Source organism: Rhizobium sp. AN80A (assembly GCF_030053015.1).
Lineage (GTDB): Bacteria > Pseudomonadota > Alphaproteobacteria > Rhizobiales > Rhizobiaceae > Rhizobium > Rhizobium metallidurans.
The window spans coordinates 1,751,102-1,764,036 of record NZ_JASJPX010000003.1; the positions used below are offsets into that span (position 1 = coordinate 1,751,102).

General features: G+C 61.6%; 13 protein-coding genes and 1 pseudogene. 5 read left to right on the top strand and 9 right to left on the bottom strand.

The genetic code is table 11. The annotated features are described in order from the left end of the window. The first annotated feature begins 26 nt into the window (after positions 1 to 26). Positions 27 to 1,676 carry a choline dehydrogenase gene (betA, locus tag P3R82_RS20240; RefSeq protein WP_283196387.1) on the top strand — a complete coding sequence of 550 codons (1,650 nt, stop codon included), beginning with the start codon at positions 27 to 29 and terminating at the stop codon, positions 1,674 to 1,676. Between the two features lie 3 nt (positions 1,677 to 1,679). Here betA and P3R82_RS20245 read toward each other — a convergent pair whose 3' ends face one another. Then, the gene (locus tag P3R82_RS20245; RefSeq protein ID WP_283195073.1) at positions 1,680 to 1,895 is read right to left on the bottom strand and encodes a type II toxin-antitoxin system RelE/ParE family toxin; all 216 of its coding nucleotides are present in this window, start codon (positions 1,893 to 1,895) and stop codon (positions 1,680 to 1,682) included. A gap of 81 nt (positions 1,896 to 1,976) precedes the next feature. Next, a complete protein-coding gene (locus P3R82_RS20250) occupies positions 1,977 to 2,249 on the bottom strand; it encodes a YlcI/YnfO family protein (RefSeq protein WP_112823111.1) in 273 nt (90 codons plus the stop codon). A 208-nt stretch (positions 2,250 to 2,457) separates the two neighbouring features. Between P3R82_RS20250 and P3R82_RS20255 the strand changes: the two genes are divergently transcribed. Then, positions 2,458 to 3,819, top strand: coding sequence for a chloride channel protein (locus P3R82_RS20255; protein ID WP_283195074.1), 1,362 nt, complete (start codon positions 2,458 to 2,460; stop codon positions 3,817 to 3,819). Positions 3,820 to 3,834: 15 nt separating this feature from the next. Here the strand turns inward: P3R82_RS20255 and P3R82_RS20260 are convergent, their stop codons facing one another. Further along, positions 3,835 to 4,281 carry an Rrf2 family transcriptional regulator gene (locus P3R82_RS20260; RefSeq protein ID WP_283195075.1) on the bottom strand — a complete coding sequence of 149 codons (447 nt, stop codon included), beginning with the start codon at positions 4,279 to 4,281 and terminating at the stop codon, positions 3,835 to 3,837. Between the two features lie 412 nt (positions 4,282 to 4,693). On the opposite strand from P3R82_RS20260, the gene P3R82_RS20265 reads away from it, so the two are divergent. The 3 genes and pseudogenes from P3R82_RS20265 (at position 4,694) to cysN (ending at position 8,156) form a co-directional block, all read left to right on the top strand. Continuing rightward, positions 4,694 to 5,437: a phosphoadenylyl-sulfate reductase gene (locus P3R82_RS20265; RefSeq protein WP_283195076.1), complete on the top strand. Its 744-nt coding sequence runs from the start codon at positions 4,694 to 4,696 to the stop codon at positions 5,435 to 5,437. A 280-nt stretch (positions 5,438 to 5,717) separates the two neighbouring features. Continuing rightward, a pseudogene (gene cysD, locus P3R82_RS20270) lies at positions 5,718 to 6,670 on the top strand (sulfate adenylyltransferase subunit CysD). Between the two features lies 1 nt (position 6,671). Beyond that, positions 6,672 to 8,156, top strand: coding sequence for a sulfate adenylyltransferase subunit CysN (gene cysN / locus P3R82_RS20275; protein WP_183901041.1), 1,485 nt, complete (start codon positions 6,672 to 6,674; stop codon positions 8,154 to 8,156). Positions 8,157 to 8,218: 62 nt separating this feature from the next. Here cysN and P3R82_RS20280 read toward each other — a convergent pair whose 3' ends face one another. The 6 genes from P3R82_RS20280 to P3R82_RS20305 form a co-directional block, all read right to left on the bottom strand. Beyond that, complete coding sequence (locus P3R82_RS20280) at positions 8,219 to 9,037, bottom strand: bifunctional allantoicase/(S)-ureidoglycine aminohydrolase (protein ID WP_183901040.1); 819 nt, start codon at positions 9,035 to 9,037, stop codon at positions 8,219 to 8,221. A 278-nt stretch (positions 9,038 to 9,315) separates the two neighbouring features. Next, a complete protein-coding gene (locus tag P3R82_RS20285) occupies positions 9,316 to 10,842 on the bottom strand; it encodes a hypothetical protein (RefSeq protein ID WP_283195077.1) in 1,527 nt (508 codons plus the stop codon). A gap of 8 nt (positions 10,843 to 10,850) precedes the next feature. Further along, positions 10,851 to 11,393 carry a hypothetical protein gene (locus P3R82_RS20290; RefSeq protein ID WP_283195078.1) on the bottom strand — a complete coding sequence of 181 codons (543 nt, stop codon included), beginning with the start codon at positions 11,391 to 11,393 and terminating at the stop codon, positions 10,851 to 10,853. 250 nt (positions 11,394 to 11,643) lie between these two features. Next, positions 11,644 to 12,102 (bottom strand): hypothetical protein, encoded by a 459-nt coding sequence (locus P3R82_RS20295; RefSeq protein ID WP_283195079.1) that lies wholly within the window; start codon positions 12,100 to 12,102, stop codon positions 11,644 to 11,646. A gap of 1 nt (position 12,103) precedes the next feature. Beyond that, positions 12,104 to 12,391, bottom strand: a complete 288-nt coding sequence (locus tag P3R82_RS20300; RefSeq protein WP_283195080.1) for a hypothetical protein — start codon at positions 12,389 to 12,391, stop codon at positions 12,104 to 12,106. Further along, the gene (locus P3R82_RS20305; RefSeq protein WP_283196388.1) at positions 12,388 to 12,930 is read right to left on the bottom strand and encodes a hypothetical protein; all 543 of its coding nucleotides are present in this window, start codon (positions 12,928 to 12,930) and stop codon (positions 12,388 to 12,390) included. The genes P3R82_RS20300 and P3R82_RS20305 overlap by 4 nt, the downstream gene beginning before the upstream one ends. Between the last annotated feature and the right edge of the window lie 5 nt (positions 12,931 to 12,935).

Consider the following 12,935-nt stretch of genomic DNA (forward strand, 5'->3'; position numbering starts at 1 on the left):
AAAGTTCCAGAGATATGGGAATGACCATGCAGGCAGATTTCGTCATCATCGGTTCCGGCTCGGCGGGCTCGGCGCTTGCCTATCGTCTGTCGGAAGACGGCAAGAACAGCGTTATCGTCATCGAGGCCGGCGGGTCGGATTTCGGGCCGTTTATCCAGATGCCGGCGGCTCTTGCCTGGCCGATGAGCATGAAGCGCTACAATTGGGGCTATCTTTCCGAGCCAGAACCGAACCTCAACAACCGGCGCATCACCGCGCCGCGCGGCAAGGTGATCGGCGGGTCGTCGTCGATCAACGGCATGGTCTATGTGCGCGGGCATGCGGAGGATTACAACCGCTGGGAGGCGCTCGGCGCCAATGGCTGGGCCTATGCCGACGTGCTCCCCTACTTCAAGCGGATGGAACACAGCCATGGCGGCGAAGAGGGCTGGCGCGGAACCGACGGGCCGCTGCATGTACAGCGCGGCGGCTTCCGCAACCCGCTGTTCCACGCCTTCATCGAGGCGGGAAAGCAGGCGGGCTTCGAGGCGACGGACGACTATAACGGCTCGAAGCAGGAAGGCTTCGGGCTGATGGAGCAGACGATCTTTCAGGGGCGGCGCTGGTCGGCCGCGTCGGCCTATCTCAAGCCGGCGCTGAAGCGGGCGAATGTCGATCTCGTCCATGGCCTTGCCCGCAAGGTGGTGATCGAGAACGGCCGGGCTGTTGGCGTGGAGATCGAGCGCGGCGGCAAGGTGGAAATCGTCAAGGCCAATCGCGAGGTGATCGTCTCGGCCTCGTCCTTCAACTCGCCGAAGCTGCTGATGCTCTCGGGCATCGGCCCGGCGGCGCATCTGAAGGAGATGGGGATCGAGGTGAAGGCGGACCGGCCCGGTGTCGGCGCCAACCTGCAGGACCATATGGAGTTCTATTTCCAGCAGGTCTCGACCAAGCCGGTGTCGCTCTATTCCTGGCTTCCGTGGTTCTGGCAGGGCGTTGCCGGCGCGCAGTGGATGTTCACCAAATCGGGGCTGGGCACCTCCAACCAGTTCGAGGCCTGCGCCTTCCTGCGCTCGGGCCCCGGCGTCAAGCAGCCGGATATCCAGTATCACTTCCTGCCGGTGGCGATCAGCTACGACGGCAAGGCGGCGGCCAAGAGCCACGGCTTCCAGGTGCATGTCGGCTATAACCTGTCGAAATCGCGCGGGAACGTGACGCTCGCCTCCGCCGACCCGAAGGCCGACCCCTTGATCCGCTTCAACTATATGAGCCATCCCGAGGACTGGGAGAAGTTCCGCCACTGCGTGCGGCTAACCCGCGAGATCTTCGGCCAGCAGGCCTTCGACCAGTATCGCGGCGCCGAGATCCAGCCAGGTGACAACATCCAGACGGACGACCAGATCGACGCCTTCCTGCGCGAGCACCTGGAAAGCGCCTATCACCCCTGCGGCACCTGTAAGATGGGCGCCAAGGACGATCCGATGGCGGTGGTCGATCCGGAAACGCGGGTGATCGGCGTGGATGGCCTGCGCGTCGCCGACAGTTCGATCTTCCCGCATGTGACCTATGGCAACCTCAACGGCCCGTCGATCATGACCGGCGAGAAAGCCGCCGACCACATCCTCGGCAAGCAGCCGCTGCCGCGCTCCAACCAGGAGCCGTGGATCAATCCGCGCTGGGAAGTGAGTGATCGGTAGGGGTTAGTGGTAGTCGTCTTCGCGCTGGTGGCGGACGGCGAGGATGGTCACGGTTGTGCTGTCTTCGATTTCATACAGCGCGACGTAGCCTGAATTGCTGAAAGGGATCACAAGTTCTCGTATTCGTGGGAGGTTCCCTCGGGCCTTTCGAGACGAGAACGGAAAATCCGCGAGGTTCCCGATTGCCTTTTCGATCACATTGATTGCCTTTTCGGCCACGACTGGATCGCGATCCAATAGAAATCTATAGAGGCGCCGGATATCCAATCTTGCTGCGGGGGGAATAGCGCAGCTCGAAACTCACTTGCGAAGCTCGGCTTTCTTATCAGCCAACATCTGCCGAAGCTCGGCGTGCACTTCCTCCGCGCTATAGTAGACACCGGTTCTCTTAGCCTCATCGCGGGCGGCCAGTCCACGCGCGATGAACTCGTCCTGCGTCCGTCGAAAATGAACTTGGGCTCGCACCGAATTCTCGACGAACGCGGATAGCGTCTCGCCTTCCTCAAGCACGCTTTCAGCGGCGGCACGCAGCTCTGGATCGACACGCAGAGACGGAAGCGTTGCGGATTTCATGACGGACCTCGCGCGTTGCAATTGCGATGCATCATACGGCAGCGGGCCACAGGTGGCAAGTTGCGGCTCGGCGGGCGATCAGCCGACCGTCAGACGAAATAGGACATCCGCAAGCTCCCCCCGCATATTCGCCGGGGCTTGCAAACGCCGGCCACGGGGCAGATAAGACCGGTGCCCCCTATCCTGCCCCCCACCGCAAGTGACCGACATGCCCCCACTCTACCGCAAATCCAAGCTGCTCCGCCGTTCGCGCGTGTTTCGGGGCTCGTTCTCGCTCTGGCGTCCGCGGCTGGTCTTCTGGTGTGGTGCGCTGGCGATCGGGTTGATCAGCGTCGCCTTCGCGGAACTCGCCGACATCTCGCAGAAGGCATTCGCGGCGGTGACGACATCGGGGCGGTGGTCGTTCCTGCTGCCGCTAGTGATCACGCCGGCCGCCTTCGTGCTGTCAGCCTACCTGGCGGCGAAGCTGTTTCCGAATTCGCAGGGGAGCGGCATTCCGCAGGCGATCGCGGCCCGTCACCTGCATGACGAAGCCGATCGCACGCGGCTGCTGTCGCTCCGGATCGCCGGCGGAAAGATCCTGCTGACCGTGCTCGGCCTCTTCTCCGGCGCATCGATCGGCCGTGAGGGGCCGACGGTGCAGGTGGGCGCGTCGATCATGCTGGCCGTCGCCCGTTTCGGCGGTATGGCGCAGGCGCGAGGGCTGATCCTGGCGGGCTCGGCGGCCGGTATCGCTGCCGCCTTCAACACGCCGCTTGCCGGCATCGTGTTTGCGATCGAGGAGATGAGCCGCACCTACGAGTCGCGGTCGAACGGGCTGGTGCTGACGGCGGTGATCCTCTCCGGTCTCGCAGCGCTGGGGCTGTCGGGCAGCTACAACTACTTCGGCTCCACCTCGGTGGCGCCCATGAACATGGCCGATTGGAGCCTCGTTCTCATCTGCGGCGTCGGCGGCGGGGCGCTGGGGGCCGGCTTCAGTGGCCTTGCGCTCCATATCGGCCAGCGTGTGCGCCGCTGGGCGCAGCCCCAGCCCTTGAAGCGCATGCTCTGCCTCGCGGGCGGCTGCGGCCTGGCGATCGCCGTCATCGGCATCGCCTCTGGCGGCAACACCTTCGGCACGGGCTACGAGCAGGCGAGAGGTGCTGTCGAGGGGCAGGCGCTGCCGCTGTTCTTCTTCGCGGAAAAGCTGCTCGCCAGCTTCCTGTCGATGATGTCGGGCATTCCTGGCGGCATCTTCGCGCCTTCGCTTGCCGTCGGCGCCGGTTTCGGCAGCACGATCGGCACGCTGATCGGCAGCAGCATCGCGCTTTCTGCCATCCTCGGCATGACCGGCTATTTCGCCGGCGTCGTACAGGCACCGATGACGGCTTTCGTGATCATCTTCGAGATGACCGGCGATCATGAGGCGATGATCCCGATCATGGCGGTGTCGATGATCGGCTACGTGACGTCACGTTTCCTGTCGCGCGAACCGCTCTATCACGGCCTGTCGCGCGTGTTCATCGCGGCGGCGATCCGGGCGCGGCGCGCGGCGGAGAAGGCTTCACACCAGGAAGAGCCGGCCCATTAGGACCAGTGGCGTGCCTTAGGCCAGCATCCGCGTGACCTCGGCGCCGCGCGCCGGCGCGACCGCGTCGGCGATCGTCGTCGAGAACAGCACCTTGCGGGTGGCGTCGGCGACCTTGGCGAAGACGTGGCGGATCTGGCAGTTCTGCTCGCCGTCACAGTCGTCGCATTTGCGGTAGGCGGTGATCGACAGGCAGGGAAGCGGGGCGATCGGGCCGTCGATGATGCGCAGCACTTCGCCGAAGGTGATCATGTCGGCCGGCTTCAGGAGCAGATATCCGCCCTGCTTGCCACGCCGGCTGACGACGATGCCCTGGTGCTTGAGGTCGAGAAGGATCTGCTCGAGGAACTTCTTCGGGATCTTCTGCTGCGCCGCGATATCGGAGATCATCACAGGTTCGCCGTCATCGGCCTCGGCCAGAACGGTGAGCGCCCTAAGCGCGTATTTCGCCTTCTGCGTAATCATTTTCAGCCATCGACACACAAGCGGCGGACACTCACGGCGTCCGGCCGGACTCTTCATCTTCCTTCTATCTCACGCGCTGGATGAACATAGTTTGAACAAACGCACGAAAGCGTTGAGATACAGGCTTTTCCGCCTTGTTTTCCATCTCAATTCAGCAATCGCGAATTTACCCGAAAAAGCCGCTCCGCAGGCATCAAATCAGATTTCCGATTGACAGGCGGCGTGTAACTCTACTAAATTAATAGAGATTATAGCGCGACGTCGGCTGCGCATGCCGGTGCGGCGGCTTTTCTGCGTTGCAGCGGCCGGGGAGAGATATTTGCTCCTTTCCAGCCCGCTTTCGAAACGCCTGTTTCTGTCCTGTCCATCGCCAAGCTGCGATACTCCAGTCAACATCTAGGACAGGATTTCCATGACTGTTGCCCATACAATCGAAGAAGCGGAAACGCTGAACGCGACACTTGCAAGCCTATCTCTGGCGGAGCGCCTGTCGTTCGTCGCCGGCCTTGGCGGGCGGGTCGTGTTCACGACGTCGCTTGGTATCGAAGACCAGGTCATCACCGCCGAGATCGGCAATCACCGACTGCCGATCGACGTCGTGACGCTGCAGACCGGCCGCCTCTTTGCCGAGACGCTGAACTTGATCGACGAGACGGAAAAGCAGTACGACATCCACATCAGCCGCTACGAGCCCGAGCAGGCCGATATCGATGCCTATGCGGCGCAATACGGCCTGAACGGCTTCTACGAGAGCGTCGAAGCCCGGCATGCCTGTTGTGGCGTGCGCAAGCTGAAGCCGCTTGCGCGCGCACTCAATGGGGCAACCATCTGGATCACCGGCCTGCGCCGCGGCCAATCGGCCAATCGCTCCGAGACCCCGTTCGCCGAATATGACGCAGACCGCCATCTCCTGAAGGTCAATCCGCTGGCCGATTGGGACATCGACGTCATCAAGGCCTACGTCGCCGACAACAGCGTGCCGATCAATCCGCTGCATGCGCGCGGCTACCCGTCGATCGGCTGCGAGCCGTGTACCCGCGCCATCAAGCCCGGCGAGCCCGAGCGCGCCGGGCGCTGGTGGTGGGAACAGGACCAGACGCGCGAATGCGGCCTGCACGTGGCTGAAGAGGCTTCGGCGGTGACGATCGCGCAGTAGAATTGACGATGGTGGGCTTCGTGCTCGGAGCCCCCTCATCCGCCTGCCGGCACCTTCTCCCCGTTGGGGAGAAGAGACAAGCGGCGAGCGCCCCAGCCCTTCTCCGACAGTTGTTGGGACGAAAACGCGAGCGACACGTCCCTTCTCCCCAGCGGGGAGAAGTGCCGGAGCGCCAGCGAGGCGATGAGGGGGCCGCACGGTAGAAGGCCAGTGAAGACCAAAACGAAATCAGGGTGAGGCCCGCCTCCCCCGCCAAGGAATTGGAAGTCTGGAGTAAGACATGCCCGATAGCCGTCCGGATACGGAACTCAGCAATCCGCAGAGCACCAAGCCGCCGCTCGACCCTCATCTGAAGGCGCTCGAAAACGAATCCATCCACATCTTCCGCGAAGTGGCGGCCGAGTTCGAGCGTCCCGTGATGCTCTACTCGATCGGCAAGGACAGTTCCGTGCTGCTGCATCTGGCGCGCAAGGCCTTCTATCCCGGCCGCGTCCCCTTCCCGCTGCTCCACGTCAACACCGGCTGGAAGTTCGCGGAGATGATCACCTTCCGCGACAAGATCGTGAAGGAATATGATCTCGACCTGATCGAGCATATCAATCCGCGCGGTGCCGCCGAAAACATCACGCCGTTCACCTTTGGCTCGGCGCGCTACACCGACATCATGAAGACGGAAGCGCTGCGCAATGCGCTCGACGCCGGCAAGTTCGACGCGGCCTTCGGCGGCGCGCGGCGCGACGAGGAAGCATCCCGCGCCAAGGAGCGCATCTATTCCTTCCGTACGCCCGACCACCGCTGGGACCCGCGCAACCAGCGCCCCGAGCTCTGGAACATCTATAACGGCCAGATCCGCAGCGGCGAGAGCGTGCGCGCCTTCCCGCTGTCGAACTGGACCGAGGTCGATATCTGGCGCTACATCCAGGCCGAGAATATCCCGATCGTGCCGCTCTATTTCGCCGCCAAGCGTCCCTTCGTCGAACGCGACGGCATGATGATCGATGCGACCGATCCGCGCCTGGAGTTGCTGCCCGGTGAGACCAAGCAGGAAGACTTCATCCGCTTCCGCACGCTCGGCTGCTTCCCGCTGACGGGCGCGATCAAGTCCACCGCCACGACGATGGACGACATTATCGCCGAACTTGAAATTGCCACTGTCTCCGAACGCCAGGGCCGCGCCATCGACCGCGACCAGTCCGGCTCCATGGAAAAAAGAAGCGTGAAGGATATTTCTGAGATGACTGCAGCAGCAACAGCAAGCGCCATCGCCGCTCCCCTCGCCGAGCCTCAGCAGGCCGCGCGCGACACGCGACCCTTGCGCCTCATCACCTGCGGCAGCGTCGATGACGGAAAGTCCACGCTGATCGGCCGCCTGCTCTGGGACACCAAGGCCGTCAAGGAAGACCAGGCGGCGACGCTGCGCCGCGATTCCACCGGCAAGCAGAACGATCTCGGCCTGCCCGACTTCGCGCTGCTTCTGGACGGCCTGCAGGCCGAGCGCGAACAGGGCATCACCATCGACGTCGCCTATCGCTATTTCGCGACCGACAAGCGCTCGTTCATCGTTGCCGACACGCCCGGCCACGAGCAGTACACCCGCAACATGGCGACCGGCGCATCCACGGCCGATCTCGCCATTCTCTTGGTCGACGCCCGCGCCGGCATTCTCGAGCAGACGCGCCGTCACGCGACGATCGCCTCGCTGCTCGGGATCAAGCAGTTCGTGCTCGCGGTCAACAAGATCGACCTCACGAACTACGACCGCGCCGGCTTCGAGAAGATCGTCCACGAATTCCGCGAATTCGCGCTGTCGCTCGGCGTCAAGCAGATCACCGCGATCCCGATGTCGGCGCTGAAGGGCGAAAACGTCGTCTATTCCGGCGAGGCTTCGATGCCGTGGTATGCCGGCCCGACGCTGGTTGAAACGCTGGAACTCGCCACCGTGCGCTCGTCGCAGACGGTCGGCTTCCGCCTCTCCGTGCAGCGCGTGTCGCGCCCGGGCGAGAGTTTTCGCGGTTATCAGGGCACGGTTGCCGGCGGCTCCGTGAAGCCGGGTGACAGCGTGATGATCCTGCCGTCGGGCATGGTCGCCAACGTCACCAAGATCGTCACCTTCGACCTCGTGCGCAATGCCGCGGTCGCGGGCGACGCGATCACGCTGGTGCTCGACCGCCAGGTGGACGTGGCGCGCGGCGACATGATCGTCTCGATCGACAGCCAGCCGCAGGTGGGCCTGTCCTTCGACGCGCAGATCGTCGCCTTGCAGCCCGAGGGCATCGAGTCCGGCAAGCGCTACTGGCTGAAGAGCGGCAGCCGCCGCCAGCGCGTTCAGGTCCAGCCGGTGGCACAGCTGCAGCTGAAGACCGGCACCTGGACCTCGGCCGAGACGCTCTACATGAACGCCATCGGCAAGGTGCACCTGACCTTCGACGAAGCGGCGATCTTCGACCCATACGAGCTGAACCGCTCGTCGGGCGCCTTCATCCTGATCGATCCGGAAACCAACAACACGGTGGCCGGCGGCATGGTGACGGGCAAGCGCTCGGAGCTCAGCGGCCTGCGCAGTGGCGACGGCCGCGTGCTGCTGTCGCTGCCGGCCGATCTTGCCGACCAGATCATGGCAAGCGAGCTGTTTTCCAGCCGCCGCGACGAGGCGGAGGTGCGCCGGATGACGGCGGCGGAGGCCGCCAACCTCTGGTCCAACGCCGGCGGCGATATCTGACATGCGACTTGAGACGGGGCCGATCGGCCCCGTTTTCCCTTGCGGAGGCGGTCGCGAACCGCTTAGAACAACGGCATGTGCCGGTTGACGTCCTTGTAGAGCAGGTAGCGGAAGCGGCCGGGACCGCCGGCGTAGCAGGCCTGCGGGCAGAAGGCGCGCAGCCACATGTAGTCGCCGGCCTCGACCTCGACCCAATCCTTGTTGAGACGATAGACCGCCCTGCCCTCGAGCACGTAGAGGCCGTGCTCCATGACATGGGTTTCCATGAAGGGAATGACGCCGCCGGGCTCGAGCGTGACGATCGTCACGTGCATGTCGTAGCGCAGGTCGGCCGGGTCGATGAAGCGGGTGGTCGCCCAGACGCCGCCGGTATCGGGCATGGCCTGCGGCGGGTTCTGGTCTTCATGAGTGAAGAGCGCCGGCGGCGGCTCGAGGCCTTCGACCGGCTGGAAGGCCTTGCGGATCCAGTGGAACTTGGCTGTAACCGCGCCCTTGTTCCACAGCGTCCATTTCGAGCCGGCCGGCAGGAAGGCGAAGGCGCCGGGGCGCAGCACATGCGTGGCGCCCTCGTGATCGACCGTGACCTCGCCATCGACGACGAAGAGCACGCCTTCGGCGCGCTTTTCCGGCTCCGGCCTGTCACTGCCGCCACCCGGCTGCACTTCCATGATGTATTGCGAGAAGGTCTCGGAGAAGCCGGTCATCGGGCGCGAGATGACCCAGGCGCGCGTGCCCTGCCAATGAGGGAGATAGCTGGTGACAATATCGGTCATCACCGTGCGCGGGATGACGGCATAGGCGGTCGTGAACACCGCCTTGCTCGACAAAAGCTCGGTCTGCGGCGGCAGGCCGCCCATGCTGGAATAGTAATCTCTGCTCATCGATCCGCTTCTCATGACATCAGGTGACAGCAAGGTTTAAGCGCGCGGTCAGGGCGAGGCAATACGCGGATTGGCGGAAGTGTCGTGCTTAGGTGGGGTGTTTGGGAGATCGTGCGGCGATACCAAACGGTCCGCAATCGGTCCGCTGCGACAAGGCGACGTATTCGGAAAAATTCGGGATCGGGCGGAAAATCCTGTGCTGCCGGGATTTTCAGCTGGTCGGAGTGAGAGGATTCGAACCTCCGACCCCCACGTCCCGAACGTGACGGTCGAGATATTCAACCCCCCGCATATCCAGCCCTCACAATTGATCTTATTGAGCTTTTTTGATTCTTGGGCAATTCCAAGTCAAACCAGGCGATTCCGTTTCTGTCAGTTTCTGTCAGTTTCTGTCCGATGTTTTGCGCCCCCCTCGCCGTCGTCTGGCCCGCATCCACGAAGGAGTCGGCAACCTTATCGAGGTCCTCTTCTCGGTGCTTTGCATAGACGTTTACGAGCGTCTCAGTGGTCATACCGAGATAGGCAGCAATAGCCACGAGCGGCAGATGGGCTTGCTGGCAGAGCTTCGTTGCAGTGGTGTGTCGGAAAGTGTGGATGACCGCGTCGGTGTCCTGTCCGAGGACCTCGCGGAAACATTTCCGCATGGACTTCTGAAGTTCCCCGGGCTCTTCTTTGCCATTGGAACTGTACGGGTACATGCAGGGGTAGCGAAGGCCCTGACGCTTCCATTTCACGCAATACCGAACCAACAGGCTGGGCATCCGAATCTTAGGCGCTGACTTGTTGTCATACTCGACTTCATCTTCTCCAAGACGATGAAGCCATCCTCTCCAAATCATTTTGCCCGACGCATCGCGCACCTGCTTCAGCTCGATCCAAGGACGATCTCCCTCGTCTTCGAACGAGGCAAGAGACATGCGGGTCTTACGGGAACCGGTGAAGTAGGCCAGCAGCATGAACCTTGCCAAATGCCGCCAGATGAACACGGTCTGTTTAGGCTTTTTGTCGATCCATCCCATACCGCGCTTGAAATGCGCATGAGTGATCAATCTGATGACCTGCTCATCCGTGAATACGGTGGTGCGCGGATCGTACTTGCCCGTCAGCGGGATTTTGACGTGAATTCGCGTCAGCCGACGTTCATACGCGCACGTCAGTGCTGAGTTCAGGTCCTGCAGGTAACGGAGTGCGGATTCCGGCTGGAATGGCACAGCAGACACATCGAAGGGTTCGGGCGCTACTGGCGGCTTTCGCTTTAGTTCCCGAACAATGCGGCCGCTCTTAGCACGAGCGAGTGCCGCAGCGTCCCATTTCTCTTTCTTTTCAAGGTATGCCTGAACTTTCCGGGCATGTATTGCCCTAGCCCTAGCTTGTGCCTTATCGCGCAGGAACCGCACGAAATCGTCTCTAGCATCTACGTCGAGGTCGTCGAGGCTCATCTCCCCGAAAAACTCCACAATTGTCTTCAGACGGCTAAGGACTTCGTGCTCTCGTGCAACTGCTTTCTTCTTCTTGTCGCTACCGGGTACGAAATTGATAATGCGGACGTCTGCGTACTTTTTGATAGCGTCCGCGACCAGGACTTCCGAACTGTCCTGGTTCTTGACGACCGCCTTCGCGACGGTGTGCTTCTCGGCAATGTATTTCGCGATAGCCACCTCGATCTTGGCGGAGTGATCAGGGTCCTTCTCCCCGAACCCGAGACTGAATTTGACTGGTTTGCCGTCTGCACCGATATCGCGGATGAAATAGGTGTCGGTCTTTTTGTCGAGCCAGGCACGGGCAATCTTACGTGGTCGAGCCATGCGATCTCCTACTTCTTTTTCTGTTTCTTGGCATTGAGCAGAGCAGCATCGAGGAGCGACATCGTCGACATCGCCGCGCCTGACTTCCGCTCTTTCTCTCGGTCCGCGATTGCCGCTTCTGTACGGGGCGCACGGTTGACCCTCGTGGGCTCCGAGAGGCCTCCAAGCGCCAACCAGGCTCGCAGTGCCTGGATTGTGACGGTCCACTTGTTGGATTCCTTTCGGCCTTCCAGATGCCCGTTGCGGATAGCTCGCTCCAAAGTGCTGACCTTGTAGGTTGGACTGGGGAGCCGCTCTCCATTGCGCAGCACCTCCCCGCCAAGGATCGGCAGATAGATCGCATTCGACAGAGTATGCCTGAAATCATCGTCGAACGGCCGGGTTGTCCTACCGGCAGCCTCGACCAAAGCCAGGTCGATCGCTTCATGGAGCGTGCGGCTGGCCGAGGCGCAATACAGTTCGTGCTCAACAATGAGCTCGTCGATATCCGCCAAGAGACGTCGGCTCATCTCAGCGTCGCTCAGTCCGTCCAGCTCGTCATTTTTGTCCAATTCAGATGCTCCACGTTATTTCTGTCCGGGGAGAAACACGATCTCGCTGGGATATGTCAACAACTATTTTGCAACTTTTACGCGGGCGATCGGAAACGTGAGGAAGTGTTGCAATCGAGTCCTTTAATTAATTTATTCAGCAGGTTAGCTATTCTTAAAATTTGAACTCTTCCATTAACTGGATTTAAAGTTGCCGACTTCCAAAATTCAAGAACTCAACCATTGGGAGCACCGCTGCGAGTTCTTGAATTTAAGGCTCGCGCTGGTCGGCTTTATTCACCAAGTCTTGAATTTCGGTAGGATCGACGCCCAGGATTTCCGCCGCGCGCTCCACCGCAAGGCTGCCTTCGGATACCCATCGTACGATTTGGGTGGGAGTGAAGCCCGGGAACAACGAGTTGTGCTCGAGGACGCCATAGAGCGCCTGATATCCAGATGCGCCGGTCAATTGCAGCGCGATTTTCCCAGGCAGTTCGAACCGCCTCCATACGTCGACGACAGGGACGCCGGCGGCGATGTCGTCAGCGTGCGCTTGGGTCATGATCGCAAGCTTGACAGCTCCGTCGCACCGCCAACGTTGCCGAGCGAACCCAACGAGGTCGATCACCTTGTTACGACGTCCACACTCGCGCGCATAGGCGAGTGCAGCCGATCTGATTTCTCCCGCCCGTCGCGTTCGCTGGTCTTGTTCGAGATCACCTTCAAACATCTCAATGAATCCCCATACCTGCCGCCTCTCGCGCGGTCCGCACAATCGTCTCCACAAGCGCCATCCCGTCCACGGGCATCGCGCTCGGGACAGCAGCCACTTCGATAAGGAGATGGCCGCCGGAATCGCGGATTCCGACGACGATAACGAAGGCCCTGACCGATGGCGGAAGATCGCAGAAAGATGCCAATGCGACATGGATCGCTGGCATCCATGCGGCCGGCACGGATACCATCGCTCCCGGAAAGATCACCGAGCCGTAAAGGCTATTGAGTTCGCCGCCCGTCATCCGATCATTCCTGACGTCAACTCGGCAAACGTTCGCGGCTGGAAATAGACGTCAGGCATGTCGACGCCGACGTCGCGTGACCGCCCTACTCCCGGAAGCTTGCCGTGTGAGTGACCGTAAAACTGGAAAGAGCCGTAATGCTGCGACGGCCATGACCGCGCTGCGTAGTGAGACAACCAGATGTCGCGCCCGCCGTCCGTCGTCCGCAGAGCATGCTCTGGCCGCGCTGCCCAGCCGAGCGACGCCAATGTCGGATGGAGGTTTCCGCGCTTATCAACGTCATGATTCCCGATCACTAGGTTTTTGCGTCCCTTGAGCTCTCCGAAAATACCCCGGATACGATCGGCGTCGCGGCTCAGACTGAACGCGAAGTCCCCGAGGTGATAGACGATATCGCTGTCGCCGACGACCGAGTTCCAGGCGTTCACGATGTATTCGTCATGTTCCTCGATCGAACTGAACGGCCGCGGTTGCATCGTGAGCATGCGCTCGTGGCCGAGGTGGGTGTCGCTGATGTAGAATTTTTTAACGAAAGTCATGGCGC